The following is a 16,256-nucleotide window of genomic DNA, read 5'->3' as shown; positions in this document are numbered from 1 at the left end:
TGGCCGTCACGCCAGCTCGAGCCAGACCGGCAGATGATCGGAGCCCTTGGCAGCATGGTCGACCCAGACATCCTTGACGCGCGCGGCAAGGCCCGCCTCGACGAAGGCATAGTCGAGGCACTTGCGGCGCGCCGGGTCGTCCTGGCGCTTCGGGTCGATCCAGGTGACGCGGTCCTTCGCCCGGCCCTCGACCAGGGTCGCGGCATCGGCCGGCCGGCCGGCGCGCGGCGTCAGGCCGAACTCGTCGTCGGGCGTGCCGGTCACGGCATGGTACTCCGGCGAGCCGGGCCGCATGTTGAAGTCGCCAAGCAGCACGAAGGCTTCCGGGTGCGGCGGCTCGGGAAAGCCGAGATCGGCAACGCCAGTCACGGCGCCGCCCTCCAGCGGATAGCCGGCGGCTCGCTCCAGGAGATGCCTTATCTGCGCCACGCGTTCGTCGGGGCTGGTATGGTCGAGATGCACCGAATAGGCGCGCAGCGGCCCGAAGGGCGAGGCCACCATCGCCTCAAGCGCGCTGCGCTGCAGGTTGAGCGAAGTGTAGCTGCGCCGGCGCGGCAGGAGCAGGTTGCGCGACGCGAGGATCGGCGTCTTCGACAGCACCATGTTGCCGAACTGGAAGCTGCGGGTCACGGCCCTGCCGTTCTCGACGGCAGAGCCCATGTCGACCTCGAAGGGCGCGCCATAGGCGTGAAAATAGTCGGGCAGCAGGTCACGGAGCCCGGCCACCATGTCGATGCCGCCATTGGACGGGTTGTTGCGCGAGACCTCCTGCAGCGCAATCAGGTCGGCGCCGCGCACCGCGTCGGCAATACGCGCAAGATCGAACTGGCCGTCGAGGCCGATGCCGTACTGGATATTGTAGGTAACAAGTCTCATCTCTTCTCCCGTAGCCGGGCGCCGTCCAATTCGGCGCGCCCGGCTCTCGCCCTCAGGCCGGCTTTGCGATAGAGCAGGGCCAGCAAATTTCCATACAAGCAGATTGATGTCCCTTAGATGAAATTTCTCGACCAGGCGAAAGTCTATATCCGATCCGGCGCCGGCGGTGCCGGCGCGGTGTCGTTCCGGCGCGAAAAGTTCATCGAGTTCGGTGGGCCGGACGGTGGCGACGGCGGCCGCGGCGGCGATGTCTGGGTGGAGGCGGTCGACGGCCTTAACACGCTGATCGACTATCGCTACCAGCAGCACTTCAAGGCCAAGACGGGCGTGCATGGCATGGGCCGCAACATGACCGGCGCCAAGGGGGGCGACGTGACGCTCAAGGTGCCGGCCGGCACCCAGGTCTATGAGGACGACAACGAGTCGCTGATCTGCGACCTGACGGAAGTGGGCGACCGCTTCAGGCTGCTGACCGGCGGCAATGGCGGCTTCGGCAACCAGCGCTTCAAGACCTCGACCAACCAGGCGCCGCGCCGCGCCAATCCCGGCCAGCCGGCCGAGGAAAAGACCATCTGGCTGCGCCTCAAGCTGATCGCCGATGCCGGTCTCGTCGGGCTGCCCAATGCCGGCAAGTCGACCTTCCTTGCCGCCGTCACGGCGGCCAAGCCCAAGATCGCCGACTATCCCTTCACGACGCTGCATCCGGGGCTCGGCGTCGCGCGCATCGATGGCCGTGAATTCGTCATCGCCGACATTCCGGGTCTCATCGAGGGCGCGCATGAGGGCGTCGGTATCGGCGACCGCTTCCTCGGCCATGTCGAGCGCACCCGCGTCCTGCTGCATCTCGTGTCGGCCGAAGACGAAAACCCCGCCGCGGCCTACAAGACGGTTCGGGCAGAACTCGCGGCCTATGGGCACGGTCTGGCAGAGAAGCCGGAAATCGTCGCGCTGAGCAAGGTCGACACGCTGGACGCGGCCGCGGCCAAGAAGAAGGCAGCGGCGCTGAAGCGGGCCGCCGGCAAGGCGCCGCTGATGCTGTCGGCGGTCTCCGGCGACGGCGTCGAGGCGGTGCTGCGCGCGCTGATCGAGGAAGTCCAGCAGGCACGCGACGCTGTGGCCGAAGGTGCGCCGGCCGAGTCCCGCTGGCAGGACTGACAGCCATGTCGTCGCTGCAGAAATACCGGCGCATCACCGTCAAGATCGGCTCGGCGCTGCTCGTCGACCGGGCAACGGGGCTGAAGCGCAGCTGGCTGGCCTCGCTGGCGGAAGACGTTGCGACTCTTTCCTCGCGCGGCGCGGAAATCCTCGTCGTCTCCTCGGGCGCCATCGCGCTCGGTCGCACCATCCTCGGTCTCGGTGGCAAGACGCTGAAGCTCGAGGAGAGCCAGGCGGCTGCAGCGGTCGGCCAGATCGCACTGGCTGGCGCCTGGTCGGAAGCGCTCGCCGCCAGGGGGCTCAAATCGGGCCAGATCCTCCTGACGCTGGGCGACACGGAAGAACGCCGGCGCTACCTCAATGCCCGCGCCACCATCTCGACGCTGCTCAAGATGAAAGCCGTGCCGATCATCAACGAGAACGACACGGTGGCGACAACGGAAATCCGCTACGGCGACAACGACCGGCTCGCCGCCCGGGTGGCGACGATGATGGGGGCCGACCTTCTCGTCCTGCTGTCCGACATCGACGGGCTCTACACGGCGCCGCCGGCGCATGACCCCGCTGCCCGCTTCATCCCGCTGGTCGAGCGGATCACGCCCGACATCGAGGCGATGGCCGGCGCGGCGGCGTCCGAACTGTCCCGCGGCGGCATGCGCACCAAGCTCGACGCCGGCAAGATCGCCACGGCCTCCGGTGCCGCCATGATCATCGCGCTCGGCGCGCGCGACAACCCGCTGGCCGCGATCGAACGTGGCGAACGACACACGCTGTTCCAGCCGAGCAGCAACCCGGTCAAGGGATACAAGACCTGGATCGCCGGCCAGCTTGAACCGGCCGGGCGGCTAACCGTCGATGCCGGCGCGGTCGGCGCGCTGATGTCGGGCAAGTCGCTGTTGCCGGCAGGTGTCAGGCTGGTCAGCGGCGCGTTTTCGCGCGGCGACACGGTGGCCATCCTGTCGCCCGAGGGGCGCGAGATCGCCCGCGGGCTGGTTGCCTACGATGCGGCCGATGCCGTAAGGATTGCCGGACTGAAGACCGCCGAGATTTCGGCGGTACTCGGCTACGAGGCACGCTCGGCCATGGTCCACCGCGACGACCTCGTGGTCAGTCGGGTCGGCGAGGACGAGAAAGCGGAAGGATGAACCATGCTGACCACGCATGAACAGTCCCGCGGGGATACGGCCACGCTGATGGCCGGCATCGGACGGCGTGCCAAGGCTGCGGCGCGGCCGCTCGCCATTGCTGGCACGGAGCGAAAGAACGCCGCGCTGATCGCCATGGCCGATGCCGTGCTGCGCAATGAAAAGACCATTCTCGAGGCCAACGCCATCGACGTCGCCAATGGCGAGGAGTCCGGCCTGTCGCCGGCCATGATGGACCGGCTGAAGCTGACACCCGGGCGCATCGCCGCCATGGCAACGGGCATTCGCGAGATCGCAGATCTTGCCGACCCGGTCGGCGAGGTCATCGCCCAGTGGACGCGGCCCAACGGGCTCGCCATCGAACGCGTGCGCACGCCGCTCGGTGTCATCGGCGTGATCTATGAGAGCCGGCCGAACGTCACGGCCGACGCCGGGGCACTCTGCCTCAAGGCGGGCAATCCAGTGATCCTGCGCGGCGGTTCGGATTCGCTCAATTCCTCCGGCGCGATCCATGCCTGCCTTGTCGAGGGGCTGAAGGCTGCCGGCCTGCCCGAGGACGCCATCCAGCTGGTACCGACCACCGACCGCGCCGCCGTCGGCGAAATGCTGGCGGGCCTGTCCGGCAATCTCGACGTCATCATTCCGCGCGGCGGCAAGAGCCTTGTCGAGCGGGTGCAGTCGGAGGCGCGCGTGCCGGTCTTCGCGCATCTCGAAGGCATCTGCCACCTCTATGTCGACCGTTCGGCTGATCTCGACATGGCGGTGAAGATCGCGGTCAACGCCAAGATGCGGCGCACCGGCATCTGCGGCGCGGCCGAGACCCTTCTCATCGACCGGGCCGTCGCCCCGACGCACCTCGTGCCGATTCTCGATGCCCTGCGCAAGGCGGGCTGCGAGCTTCACTGCACCGCCGAAATCGTCACCGCCTATCCGTCGGCCGTGCTTGCAACCGACGCCGACTGGACGACGGAATATCTCGACGCCATCATCGCGGTTGCGCTTGTAGACGGAATCTCCGAAGCCATCGAGCACATCGAGACCTACTCCTCCCACCACACGGAGGCGATCGTCGCGGAGGACGAGAAGGCCATCGAGCGCTTCTTCAACGAGATCGACTCGGCCATCCTGCTCGCCAATGCCTCGACGCAGTTCGCCGATGGCGGCGAGTTCGGCATGGGCGCCGAAATCGGCATCGCCACCGGCAAGATGCATGCGCGCGGGCCGGTCGGCGTCGAACAGCTGACCTCCTTCAAGTACCGCGTGCGCGGCAGCGGCCAGATCCGGCCTTGACCGATCTTTCGACGCTTTATCCGGGCGTCGGGCAGCGCCATTTGAAGATGCCCTATGTCGAGAAGGGGCAGGCCGTCGGCCTGTTCGGTGGCTCCTTCAACCCGCCGCATGCCGGCCACGCACTGGTCGCCGAGATCGCCATGCGGCGGCTGGCGCTCGACCAGCTCTGGTGGATGGTGACGCCGGGCAATCCGTTGAAGAGCGCACGCGAACTCGCGCCGCTCGCCAGGCGGATCGAGCGTTCCGAGGCCATGATGAAAGACCCCAGGGTCAAGATCACGGCCTTCGAGGCGGCCCACAATGTCCGCTACACCGCCGACACGCTGGAACTCGTGCGCGCCAGGAACCCCGGCGTCGATTTCGTCTGGATCATGGGCGCCGACAATCTGCGCGACTTCCACCGCTGGCAGCGCTGGCGCAAGATTTTCATGACCTTCCCGATCGCCGTGATCGACCGACCCGGTGCAACGCTGTCCTTCCTGTCGTCGCCGGTCACCAAGACCTTCGGCTATGCGCGGGTGGACGAAGGCGATGCGCCGCTTCTGGCGCGCATGAAGGCGCCGGCCTGGACCTTCATCCACGGCCCGCGCTCGTCGCTGTCGTCGACGGCCATGCGGGCGGCAGGCCTCTAGCGCCCGTTGATCCACGCGCGACAAAGCCGAGGTTCAGGCGTTAGCCTGTTCGGCGATGTCGCATTTGCAGCCTTGTCTCGGCCTTGGGCAGCGCACCTTGCGGTATGACGATTGCGCACGAAGAGCCAGATAGCGAAACCGGTGCGGGCGCATCGCAGTCATCGCTGACATTGCCGCCTCCCGCCACGCCGGCCATCGCTATCGCCTCGGTGCTGGTGTCGATGGCGCTGATCGCCGTCGGCAACGGCCTGATGTTCGCCTACATTCCCGTGCGGCTCGGCGCGGAGGGATTCCCGCCGACCTGGGCCGGCGGCATTCTCACCGGCCTTTCGGCCGGCGGCATTGCCGGCTGCCTGCTCACCGGTCCGCTGGTGCGGCGCGTCGGCCATGCGCGCAGCTTCATGATCCTGTCGGCGCTCATCGTGCTCTCCAACGCCGCGGTCGGCGCCGGCACTTACCCGCTGCTCTGGGTTGCGGCACGGGCGCTCTACGGCTTCGCCATCTGCGCACTCTTCATCGTGGCCCAAAGCTGGCTGAACGACGCCGTGGAGAACGCGATCCGTGGCCGGGTCATGGCGGTCTTCTATGTCAGCTATGTCATCGGGCTGGGCTGCGGCTCAGCGCTGCTCGGTTTTGTCGACATCGCCACGGCCGAGGCGCCGCTCGTCGGCATCGTCTTTACCGCGCTGTCCATCCTGCCGGTCGGCATGTCGCGGCTGGCCCAGCCGCCGGCGCCGGAAGGCGCCACCGTGTCGCTCGGCCGCGCCTGGCGCATCTCGCCGGTCGGCGTTGCCGGCATGCTCGCGGTCGGCGGGCTGTCGATGATGATCGCCGGCTTCGCGCCGATCCACGCGACAGCCAAGGGATATTCGCAGCAGGAAGTTGCAACCCTGCTCTTTGCCATGCCCCTCGGCACGCTGCTCTTCCAGATCCCGTTCGGCTGGATATCGGACCGCACCGACCGCCGCTACGTGCTGGTCGCGGCCTCGCTACTTGTGGCGCTCGCCGGCATCGCCGCCGGCCGGTTCGACGGCAGCGCGCTCATCGTCGTCATCGCCATCTATGTGGTGTGGAGCGGCACGTCGGAATCGATCTACTCGCTGGCCAGCGCGCATGCCAACGACCGGGCCGGCAAGGGGGACCTGGTGGCGCTGTCGAGTTCGATGCTCTTTGCCTGGTCGCTGTCCGGCTTCGTCATTCCCGGCCTCGGCACCCTTCTCACCGCGCTCTACGGCACCCAGTCCTTCATCTACGTGGCGATCCTCATCGCCATCGCCTACTTCCTGTTCGTCATCTGGCGCCTGATGCAGAACGAAGCGGTTCCGACGGAAGAGACAGGCACCTTCGCGCCGATGTCGGCGCAGGCGCCGCCGCCGGTCGACCTCGCCTTCGCGGGCGAGGACGAAGCGCAGCAGCAGGGCGCCGGCGCGGAGCCGCGCTAGCTTGCCTTGGTGAGGTCGCGGTAGGAGATCTCCTGCTGCGGGAAGGGGATCGAGATGCCCACGCGGTCGAAGCCGAGCTTCGCTGCCTTGGTCATGTCGAGCTTGGTGGCGAAGAAGTCGGACGTGGACGTCCAGTAGCGGAGCGTGACGCTCACCGCGCTGTCACCGAGTTCGGAGACAAAGGTCGTCGGCTCCGGCTCGCCCAGGATGCGTGCTTCGCCCTGTGCGAGGTCGAGCATCACCTTCTGCGCCAGGTCGATGTCGTCACTGTAGCCGATGCCGATGGTCAGGTCGTTGCGGCGCAGCGCGTTGCGGGAATAGTTGATCACCGGCACGTTCCACAGCGTCGAATTGGGCGCGAGCACATATAGGCCGTCGAGCGCCTTCAGCCGGGTGGCGAACAGCCCGATTTCCTCGATCGTGCCGGAAACTCCGCCAGCCTCGACATATTCGCCGACACGCAAGGGCCTGAGCGCCAGCAGCATGATCCCGGCCGCAATGTTCTGCAGCGTTCCCTGCAAGGCCAGGCCGATGGCCAGGCCGATGGCGCCGATGGCGGCAATGATCGAGGCGGTCTGCACGCCGAACTGGCCGAGCACCATCACGATGACCAGCACGAGGACGGCATAGCGCGCGAGCTTGGCGAAGAAGCCGCGCAGGGTCTCGTCGAAGCCGTTGATCTGGCCAAGCCCCGAATAGACGGAGCGCTTGGCGATGCCGGCGGCGACATAGCCGACGATCAGCAGCAGCACGGCCCCGACGGCGGAGAAGGCATAGGAGACGATCAGCGAGCTTAGTTCGGCAAGGCCGACCTGAAGTGTGGTCAAGGCGGTTGTTGGGTCCAGATCCATTTTTCTTCCATTGTTTCGCAGTGTCGGAAACCCGTGCAGGGCCGCAGGGTTCCGGATTTGGCGACCCTAGACTACCGGGAGGGGCTAAGGAACCGCACGCCGGCGACCTCAATGTCTTGAAACTGCAACGGGACTCTGCCTATCTATGGTGTGTCACCTGATTTGGCAGGTGATTTGGTTGTTCCTCTTTCGAAAGGAAAGACACTGAGAACAGCACTGCGGAAGAAGGCCGATATCATGCCTTCGCCGGCCGGGATCAGCGGAAACGATACCGCGTCTCGCGCCATCAAAACTGTCCTTGCCAGTCTCGAAGACTCCAAGGCAGAGAATATTGTCTCCATCGACATCCAGGGAAAATCGAGCCTCGGCGACTACATGGTCGTCGCGTCGGGCCGGTCGCACCGTCATGTCGCTGCGGTCGCCGATCAGCTCCTCAAGGCGCTGAAGGATGCCGGGATCGGACAGGTCCGTGTCGAGGGCCTGTCAGGCGCCGATTGGGTGCTGATCGATTCTGGAGACGTCATCGTGCACGTGTTCCGCCCCGAAATCCGCGAGTTCTACAATCTCGAAAAGATGTGGCAGGCTCCGGACCTCGAGGAAGAAACACTGCATTAGCCGGTACGCCCCGCGGGCCGAGCCGGAGGGGCGACGATGAAGGTGTCAGTACATGCCGTGGGTCGGATGAAAGCCGGCCCCGACAAGGAGCTTGCGGACCGCTATTTCGGGCGTTTTTCGAAGAGCGGACCGGCGATCGGACTGGAATTTGCCGGCATTTCGGAACTTCCCGAAAGCCGCGCGCAGTCCGCCGCACAGCGTCGTGCCGACGAATCCGAGCGGCTGCGGGCACAGATTGCCCCCGGATCCGCGCTCTTCCTGCTCGACGAGCGCGGCCGAAACATCTCCTCCGAGGACTTTTCGCAACGCATCGCCGATCTGCGCGATGGCGGATGCCGTGGCCTGACGATCGCCATCGGCGGTCCGGACGGCCACGACGCCAGCCTGCGCGAAAGTGCCGAACTGGTGCTGTCATTCGGTGCGCAGACATGGCCGCACCAGATGGTGCGCATCATGCTCGGGGAACAGCTCTACCGCACGGCAACGATTCTCTCCGGCCACCCCTACCACCGCGCATGACGCGCGACCGCGCGACCGAATTTCGACCCATTGGCCCGTTATGCGCCGCACCATGAGGCGATCCCGGCATTATGGTTTATGGCTCGTTAATCAGCCGACGATAGACTCGGATGTTTGTAGTGGAGGCAGGGCACGGTTCGCCAGGATCGGGCCCAGAGCAGGGATTGCAGAATCGTTTCGATGGCAGCGGTGACAGCAAGGTTTGGCGGCGCGATCCGGGGCAGCATGCTGGCCGCGGCCCTGCTGGCTGCCGGCGCCTTCGCCGGCAATGCCGAGGAAACGGCCTCCGTTGCCGGCCCGGACCTGCCGCTCGCCGAATATGAGCGGGTATCGCAGCAGATAAGCCTGTCGGCGGAGCGCATCGCCTCACTCAGTGCCGAGATCGCGACCATCAAGAAGGACCAGGCGACGATCACCGCGGCGCTGATCCAGTCGGCCAAGACCGAGCGAAAGCTCTCCCAGGACATCGAGGACATCACCGATCGCGTCGAGGCGCTGAAACTGCAGGAAGCCGACGTGAAGCGCTCGCTGGCCGGGCGCCGCGGCGTGCTTGCGGAAGTGCTCGGCGCGCTGCAGCGCATGGGCCTCAATCCGCCGCCAGCCATCCTGGTGAAGCCGGATGACGCACTCGCCTCCGTGCGCAGCGCCATCCTGCTCGGCGCGGTGGTGCCGGAACTGCGCGAACAGACCCAGATCCTGCTGATCGACCTCGCCGAACTGTCGCGCGTCGCTGCCTCCATCGAGGCCGAGCGGCAGCGATTGTCTTCCGCGTTCAGCGAACAGCTGGCCGAAAAGCGCCGGCTCGACCTGCTCGTCGCCGAAAAGCAGCGCCTTCAGAGCGAACAGGAAGAGGCGCTTGGCGCCGAGCGACAGCGTTCCGAGGAGCTTGCCGACAAGGCCAAGAGCCTCAAGGACCTGATCGCCTCGCTGGAAAAGCAGCAGAAGGAAGCGGAGAAGGCGCGCGTTGCCCGCGAAAAGAAGGAAAAGCGCAACTCCGAACTCGCCGCCATACCTGTCCCGGAAGCCAACAGGCTCGCCGAATCGGCGCCTTTTGCGGCGCTCAAGGGGCAAGTCGCGCTGCCGGTCACGGGCAAGCTCAGCCGCCGATTCGGGGCACCCGATGGTAACGGCGGCGTGATGCTCGGTGACATGGTTGCGACACAATCCACCGCCATCGTCACCGCACCGTCCGACGGGAGTGTTCTCTATGCGGGGCCGTTCCGTTCATATGGTCAACTCTTGATCCTGAACGCTGGCGATGGCTATCATGTCGTACTGGCCGGGATGAGCAGAATCAGTGTCGCGCCGGGCCAATCCGTGTTGGCGGGTGAGCCGGTAGGCGCGATGGGGGAATCGAGGGTCGCAAGCGTCTCTGCGCAGCCCCCCGGAAATGCCGCGCCGGAACTCTATGTAGAGTTCCGCAAGGATGGAAAACCCGTCGATCCGGCCCCGTGGTGGGCGGACCGTCATTCTGGAAGGACCGGAAATGGTACGTAAATTGTCGCTTCTGTTTGCGGGTGCCCTGATGGGCGCCTCGGCCATGAGCCTGGTCTACGGATCGCCCAGCTCGACGGCCAACGCGGCAGGGTCAGAGACCTACAAGCAGCTCGCCATTTTCGGCGACATCTTCGAGCGTGTGCGCGCCCAGTACGTGACGCCGCCCGACGAGAAGTCGCTGGTCGAGAATGCCATCAACGGCATGCTGACATCGCTTGACCCCCACTCGTCCTACATGAACCCGGAAGCCGCCAAGGACATGCGGGTCCAGACCAAGGGCGAATTCGGCGGCCTCGGCATCGAGGTCACGATGGAGAACGAACTGGTCAAGGTCATCACGCCGATCGACGATACTCCGGCTGCGAAGGCCGGCGTTCGCGCGGGCGACTACATCGCCGAGATCGATGGCGAGGAGGTTCGCGGCCTGACGCTGAACGACGCCGTCGAGAAGATGCGCGGGCTCGTCAACACGCCGATCAAGCTGACCATCCTGCGCGAAGGTGCCGACAAGCCGCTCGAGATCACCATCGTGCGCGACATCATCAAGGTGAAGGCGGTCAAGTTCCGCGTCGAGAACGACGTCGGCTACATGAAGATCACCTCGTTCACCGAGAAGACCTACGACGACCTCGAGAACGCGATCGAAAAGATCAAGTCCGAGGTGCCGGATGACAAGCTGAAGGGCTACGTGCTCGACCTGCGCCTCAATCCGGGTGGCCTGCTCGACCAGGCGGTCAGCGTTTCGGATGCCTTCCTCGACCGCGGCGAGATCGTCTCGACGCGCGGCCGTGACCCCAAGGACATTTCGCGCTTCGATTCCCGTCCGGGCGACGACATCGACGGCAAGCCGCTGATCGTTCTGGTCAACGGCGGTTCGGCAAGTGCCTCGGAGATCGTTGCGGGCGCCCTGCAGGACCATCGCCGCGCCACCGTCGTCGGCACGCGCTCCTTCGGCAAGGGATCGGTCCAGACCATCATCCCGCTGTCGGAGAACGGCGCGCTGCGGTTGACGACGGCGCTCTATTACACGCCTGCCGGCAAGTCGATCCAGGGCAAGGGCATCTCGCCCGACATCAAGGTCGAACAGCCGCTTCCCGAGGACCTCGCCGGCCGTGACGTGTCGCGAGGCGAGTCCGACCTGAAGGGCCACATCAAGGGCGTCGAGGAGAGCGATGAAGGTTCGGGCTCGGCAGCCTATGTGCCGCCGGATCCCAAGGACGACGTTCAGCTCGCCTATGCGCTCGAACTGCTGCGTGGCGAGAAGACCGACCCGGCCTTTCCGCCGAACCCCGACAAGGCGGTCATGAACAACCAGTAGGGCGTCCGGGGAGGTCCGGAAGGACGACCCCCGGAATGTCGCCGAGTACGATTGAGTAATGCGTCGCTGCCGGGACCGAAAGGTTCCGGCAGTTTGATTCACGGACACTCCAGACGGCGGGACCAAGCTTGACGCAGGGAGCACGGGAACTCGAAAGGCCGCTCGGCCGGAAGACGCCGTCCGGACGGGCAGGGTCACGCCTGGCCGTGTCGGGTCGCAGCCTGCTGGTCGGCTTCGCTGCCTTGTGCGTCGTGGCCGCATCGGCCGCCATCGCGCTGCGGGACGCACCGTTCCGCAACCCTGCCGCCAGCGCCAGTTCGACGCCGGAGATCACCGGGGCTCCCGCTCCCGAGAGCGCGCCGGAAGTTGCCAAGGCAGAGCCAGCAGCCAAGCCCGCAGCCCGCTCCGGCGGTCCCTCGATCATTCATGTCGACCCGGCCGATGCCGGCAAGGGCAGCGGCGTCATCATCATCCGCGACCCGTCGGCGGTCGGGCAGGACCTGCGCGTCGCCCACCTGCCCGACAGGGCGCTGATCGAGGAAAGCGAGATGGGCCCGCTGCCAATCAGGGCGGCGGACGGCCGACGGCCGGTCGATGTCTACGCGCGGCCGTGGTCGGGCACCCGCGGCGCGCGCGTGGCCATCGTCATCGGGGGTCTCGGCCTGTCTCAGACGGGCACCCAGGAGGCAATCTCCAGGCTGCCCGCCGAGGTCACCCTGGCCTTTGCACCGCAGGGCAACAGCATAGGCCGCTGGATGCAGGCCGGCCGCCAGAAGGGCCATGAAATCCTGATGCAGGCGCCGCTGGAGCCCTTCGACTATCCGAACGTCAATCCGGGCCGCAACACGCTGACCGTCGACGCCAGCGCGGAAGAAAACATCGACAACCTGCACTGGACGCTTTCCCGCACGACCAACTACACCGGCATCATGAACTACATGGGCGCACGTTTCGTCGCCGACCCGACAGCGATGTCCCCGGTCATGGCGGAACTTGGAAGGCGCGGGCTGCTCTATCTCGACGACGGCTCGACGGCGCGCAGCGTTGCGCCGGAACTGGCGATGAAGAACGGCGTTCCCTTCGCGTCCGGCGACGGTATCATCGACGTCGAACAGGACCGCGGCGCGATCCTGAAGAAGCTCGACCAGCTCGAGGCGACCGCCCGCGCCAAGGGCTTTGCGCTCGGCTCCGGTTCGGCCTTCGACGTCACGGTGGAGGCCGTGACCTCATGGGTGGCCGAGGCCAAGAAGCGTGGCATCGAGATCGTCCCGGTTTCGGCCGTGGCGATCGACCCCGAGAAAGGATGAGCCTTGAGCGGAAAGCATGTCGATCCGGAAACGCTGCCCTACCGTCTCTGCGTAGGCCTCACAGTGCTCAATCCAAGCGGCAGAGTCTGGGTCGGACACCGCATCGCCGAACCCGACGGCGAGATGGCAGGCTCAGCGCGACTGTGGCAGATGCCGCAGGGCGGTATCGACAAGGGTGAGGATCCGCTGGAGGCTGCGCGGCGTGAACTCTACGAGGAAACCGGCATGCGCTCCGTCTCCCTGATCGGCGAGACGGTGGACTGGATCAACTACGATCTGCCGCGCGAGCTCGTCGGGACGGTATGGAAGGGAAAGTACCGCGGGCAGCGTCAGAAATGGTTCGCCTTCCGCTTCGAGGGCGACGAAAGCGAGATTCATATCAATCCGCCGCCTGGCGGCCACCAGCCCGAATTCGATCGGTGGGACTGGCGCGGCATGGATGAACTGACCGAGCTGGTGGTGCCCTTCAAGCGGCACGTCTACGAGCAGGTGATCGCAGCCTTCCGGCACCTCGCGCCCTAGCGGCGCCCTGCCGCCTGCGCGCTGGAGTTGCGGTCAAAGCCTTCCCGGCCTACTGATGGTCCTGTCCCGATTGGACGAGAAGCCGGTATGCATGACCTTTCCGGCCGGGCGGATTTCGATCTGGCCGGCGCAATCCTCACCATCGACCTTGCCGCCATCCGCGAGAACTACCGGCGCTTGCGCGCCCGACTCGCGCGCGCTGCCTGTGCTGCCGTGGTCAAGGCCGACGGCTATGGGCTGGGCGCCATCGAGGTGGCGAAGGCGCTGCGCAAGGAGGGATGCCGGACCTTCTTCGTCGCCCATGGCAGCGAAGGCATCGCGCTGCGCGAGGCGCTGGGACCCGAGCCCGAGATCGTTGTCCTCAACGGCATCCACCCCGGCGGGGAGGATCGCTCGGCCGCCGCAGGCCTCGTCGCGGTGGCCAACAGTCTTGCGCAGCTTGCGGCCTGGCGGGAGACTGCCGGCCGTTTGGGCCGAAAGCTGCCGGTAATCATCCAGGTCGACAGCGGCATGTCCCGCCTCGGCATGTCGCGTGGCGAAGTGGGTGATGTTGCCGTCGCAAATGCTCTCGACGGTCTCGAACTGCGGGCCGTCATCAGCCATCTCGCCTGCGCCGACACGCCGGAAGATCCGGCCAACGAGAGCCAGCGGCGAGCCTTCGCCGAGCTGACGGCACTGCTGCCGCCGGCACCTGGCTCGCTCGCCAATTCGTCCGGCATCTTTATCGGCGAGGCCTTTCACGGCGATCTGGTAAGGCCGGGGGCCGCGCTCTACGGCATCAACCCGACGCCGGGCCATCCCAACCCGATGCTGCCGGCGGTCACGCTTCAGGCCAAGGTCATCCAGACCCGCAGCCTCGAGCCGGGGGCCGGCGTCGGCTACGCCCATACATTCCGGGCCTCGGCGCCGCTCGAGGTGGCGACGATCGCGCTTGGCTATGCCGACGGCTGGCCGCGCCATGTGGCGGCAAGCGCCTGGTGCGATGGCGTCGAACTGCCGTTCGCCGGCCGCGTCTCGATGGACAGCATCGTCATCGACATCTCGGCCCTGCCGCGGGGCCGGCTGAAGCCAGGCGACCTGGTCGAGCTTATCGGCGCCGGGCAGGACATCGACGACATTGCCGCGCGCGCCGGGACGATCGGCTACGAGATTCTCACCGGGCTTGGTCGCCGCTTCAATCGGCGCTACCAAGGGGCCTGAGTTCCGGGCGCGTGAGGGTTGGCGGCAATGAAGGTTATCGTTTTGGGCGCCGGTGTCATCGGTGTCACCACAGCCTACTACCTCAATGAGGCCGGGCACGATGTCATGGTGCTCGATCGCCAGGCGGGGCCGGCGCTGGAAACCAGCTTTGCCAATGCCGGCGAGATCTCGCCCGGCTATTCCTCGCCCTGGGCCGGGCCCGGCATCCCGCTCAAGGCGGTCAAATGGCTGCTGATGCGGCATGGCCCGCTGGTGGTTCGGCCCAAGATGGACCGCGCCATGTGGGTGTGGCTGTTCAAGATGCTGCGCAACTGCACGGCCTCCCGCTATGCCGTCAACAAGGCGCGCATGGTCCCGCTCGCCGAGTACAGCCGCGACAGCCTGCGGGCGCTGCGCGAGGCGACCGGCATCAGCTACGACGAGCGCAGCCAGGGCACGCTGCAGCTCTTCCGCACCCAGCAGCAGCTCGACGGAACCGGCAAGGACATCGAGGTGCTGAAGCAGTTCGGCGTTCCCTTCGAACTGCTCGATGCGGCTGGCTGCGCGGGCGCGGAGCCGGCGCTGGCGCGCGTTTCGGGCAAGATCGCCGGCGGCTTGCGGCTGCCCGGCGACGAGACCGGCGACTGCAAGCTGTTCACCGAAAGGCTGACGAAGATCTGCATTGAGCGCGGCGTCACGTTCCAGTTCGGCGTCGAGACCGGCCCCTTGCTGCGCAGCAGCGACAGGGACAGGGTCGGAGGGGTCAAGGTCGCGGGAATGGCGGTCTCGGCCGACGCCTATGTCGTGGCGCTTGGCTCCTATTCGGCGCACTGGATGCGCAAGCGCGGCGTGCCGATCCCGGTCTATCCGGTGAAGGGCTATTCCATCACGCTGCCTGTCACCGACGCGGCGGCTGCGCCTGTCTCGACGATCATGGACGAGACCTACAAGGTTGCCATCACCCGCCTCGGCGACCGCATCAGGGTGGGCGGCACGGCCGAAATCTCCGGATACGACCTGGCGCTGCACGAATCGCGGCGCGCGACGCTTGAGCACTCGGTCAGCGACCTGTTTCCCGACGGCGGCGACCTCGCCCGGTCGAGCTTCTGGTGCGGCCTGAGGCCGATGACGCCGGATGGACCGCCCATCATCGGCCCGTCGAAGCGTTACACCAACCTTTTCCTCAATACCGGCCACGGCACGCTCGGCTGGACCATGGCCTGCGGCTCGGCGCGCGTCCTGGCCGACATCATGTCGGGCAGGGAACCCGACATCGACGCAAGCGAGCTCTCCATGGCGCGCTACGGGTGACCCCGCACGTCATGGCCTTCACGACAATTTGAAACCTATTTCTCGGTAGCGCGTTGTGGGGGCAGTTCAACAGACGGAGAACCTCCAATGGCCAATCCTGCCCGCATACCGGATCCGAGATCCGAAGACCCGCTTGATCCCGCGGCCCGGCCCAGCATCGACCCGGTAACGGGAGAGCCGCGTACCGCCGCGAACTACGACCGCCCTGGCGTCGTGAACCGCGTCGAGACGCGCAGCGGCGGCAGCAGCGTGATTATCGCCGCCGTGGTCATCGTCCTTGCCGTTGTCGCCTATTTCGTATTCGCGCCGGCCTCGGATGAGGGCGTGGTGGAGGCTCCGGCCCCCGCAGTCACCACTGAGCCGGCACCGGCAGCCGAGGCGCCCGCAGCGCCGGCCGACACCGTCGAGCCAGCAGCCCCGGCAGAGCCGGAGGCCACGGCCCCCGAGGCGCCGGCTGACACCACCGCGCCTGCCCCGGATGCTACCGCTCCGGAAGCGCCTGCCGACAGCACGGCTCCTGCGCCTGCAGAGCCCGCTCCGGCCCAGTAAGACGTCCTTCCGGACGAAACGGCCCGCGCAAGCGGGCCGTTTTCTTTT

16 protein-coding genes are annotated in these 16,256 nt (G+C 66.5%); 14 read left to right on the top strand and 2 right to left on the bottom strand.

The window, feature by feature from the left end:
* Nucleotides 1–6: 6 nt before the first annotated feature.
* A complete protein-coding gene (locus ACT2BZ_RS04910; RefSeq protein WP_457939735.1) occupies nt 7–876 on the bottom strand; it encodes an endonuclease/exonuclease/phosphatase family protein in 870 nt (289 codons plus the stop codon).
* Nucleotides 877–993: 117 nt separating this feature from the next.
* On the opposite strand from ACT2BZ_RS04910, the gene obgE reads away from it, so the two are divergent.
* From obgE to ACT2BZ_RS04885, 5 genes are all read left to right on the top strand, one after another.
* A complete protein-coding gene (obgE, locus tag ACT2BZ_RS04905) occupies nt 994–2,031 on the top strand; it encodes a GTPase ObgE (RefSeq protein WP_457939734.1) in 1,038 nt (345 codons plus the stop codon).
* A gap of 5 nt (nt 2,032–2,036) precedes the next feature.
* On the top strand, nt 2,037–3,176 hold the full coding sequence (proB, locus tag ACT2BZ_RS04900) for a glutamate 5-kinase (RefSeq protein ID WP_457939732.1): 1,140 nt from the start codon (nt 2,037–2,039) through the stop codon (nt 3,174–3,176).
* 3 nt (nt 3,177–3,179) lie between these two features.
* Nucleotides 3,180–4,466: a glutamate-5-semialdehyde dehydrogenase gene (locus ACT2BZ_RS04895; RefSeq protein WP_457939730.1), complete on the top strand. Its 1,287-nt coding sequence runs from the start codon at nt 3,180–3,182 to the stop codon at nt 4,464–4,466.
* A 47-nt stretch (nt 4,467–4,513) separates the two neighbouring features.
* On the top strand, nt 4,514–5,098 hold the full coding sequence (locus ACT2BZ_RS04890) for a nicotinate-nucleotide adenylyltransferase (protein WP_457941225.1): 585 nt from the start codon (nt 4,514–4,516) through the stop codon (nt 5,096–5,098).
* A gap of 104 nt (nt 5,099–5,202) precedes the next feature.
* Nucleotides 5,203–6,540 carry an MFS transporter gene (locus tag ACT2BZ_RS04885; protein WP_457939729.1) on the top strand — a complete coding sequence of 446 codons (1,338 nt, stop codon included), beginning with the start codon at nt 5,203–5,205 and terminating at the stop codon, nt 6,538–6,540.
* Here the strand turns inward: ACT2BZ_RS04885 and ACT2BZ_RS04880 are convergent.
* Nucleotides 6,537–7,391 carry a mechanosensitive ion channel family protein gene (locus tag ACT2BZ_RS04880; RefSeq protein WP_457939727.1) on the bottom strand — a complete coding sequence of 285 codons (855 nt, stop codon included), beginning with the start codon at nt 7,389–7,391 and terminating at the stop codon, nt 6,537–6,539. The two genes, ACT2BZ_RS04885 and ACT2BZ_RS04880, sit on opposite strands and share 4 nt — an antisense overlap.
* Nucleotides 7,392–7,628: 237 nt before the next feature.
* On the opposite strand from ACT2BZ_RS04880, the gene rsfS reads away from it, so the two are divergent.
* The 9 genes from rsfS to ACT2BZ_RS04835 all read left to right on the top strand — a co-directional run bounded on the left by rsfS (nt 7,629) and on the right by ACT2BZ_RS04835 (nt 16,208).
* A complete protein-coding gene (rsfS, locus tag ACT2BZ_RS04875) occupies nt 7,629–8,006 on the top strand; it encodes a ribosome silencing factor (protein ID WP_457939725.1) in 378 nt (125 codons plus the stop codon).
* 36 nt (nt 8,007–8,042) lie between these two features.
* Complete coding sequence (gene rlmH / locus ACT2BZ_RS04870) at nt 8,043–8,525, top strand: 23S rRNA (pseudouridine(1915)-N(3))-methyltransferase RlmH (RefSeq protein ID WP_457939724.1); 483 nt, start codon at nt 8,043–8,045, stop codon at nt 8,523–8,525.
* Between the two features lie 180 nt (nt 8,526–8,705).
* Nucleotides 8,706–10,022 carry a murein hydrolase activator EnvC family protein gene (locus ACT2BZ_RS04865; RefSeq protein ID WP_457939723.1) on the top strand — a complete coding sequence of 439 codons (1,317 nt, stop codon included), beginning with the start codon at nt 8,706–8,708 and terminating at the stop codon, nt 10,020–10,022.
* Nucleotides 10,012–11,340 (top strand): S41 family peptidase, encoded by a 1,329-nt coding sequence (locus tag ACT2BZ_RS04860; protein ID WP_457939722.1) that lies wholly within the window; start codon nt 10,012–10,014, stop codon nt 11,338–11,340. Before ACT2BZ_RS04865 ends, ACT2BZ_RS04860 begins: the two co-directional genes overlap by 11 nt.
* Nucleotides 11,341–11,468: 128 nt before the next feature.
* Nucleotides 11,469–12,647 carry a divergent polysaccharide deacetylase family protein gene (locus ACT2BZ_RS04855; RefSeq protein ID WP_457939721.1) on the top strand — a complete coding sequence of 393 codons (1,179 nt, stop codon included), beginning with the start codon at nt 11,469–11,471 and terminating at the stop codon, nt 12,645–12,647.
* A 3-nt stretch (nt 12,648–12,650) separates the two neighbouring features.
* Complete coding sequence (locus tag ACT2BZ_RS04850) at nt 12,651–13,169, top strand: RNA pyrophosphohydrolase (RefSeq protein ID WP_457939719.1); 519 nt, start codon at nt 12,651–12,653, stop codon at nt 13,167–13,169.
* 87 nt (nt 13,170–13,256) lie between these two features.
* Nucleotides 13,257–14,369 carry an alanine racemase gene (alr, locus tag ACT2BZ_RS04845; protein ID WP_457939717.1) on the top strand — a complete coding sequence of 371 codons (1,113 nt, stop codon included), beginning with the start codon at nt 13,257–13,259 and terminating at the stop codon, nt 14,367–14,369.
* A 27-nt stretch (nt 14,370–14,396) separates the two neighbouring features.
* On the top strand, nt 14,397–15,659 hold the full coding sequence (locus tag ACT2BZ_RS04840; RefSeq protein ID WP_457939715.1) for a D-amino acid dehydrogenase: 1,263 nt from the start codon (nt 14,397–14,399) through the stop codon (nt 15,657–15,659).
* 87 nt (nt 15,660–15,746) lie between these two features.
* Nucleotides 15,747–16,208: a hypothetical protein gene (locus ACT2BZ_RS04835; RefSeq protein ID WP_457939714.1), complete on the top strand. Its 462-nt coding sequence runs from the start codon at nt 15,747–15,749 to the stop codon at nt 16,206–16,208.
* The last annotated feature ends 48 nt before the right edge of the window (nt 16,209–16,256 follow it).

It is taken from the genome of Mesorhizobium sp. 10J20-29 (assembly GCF_054130485.1).
This window is presented reverse-complemented; position numbering and strand designations above follow the sequence as displayed.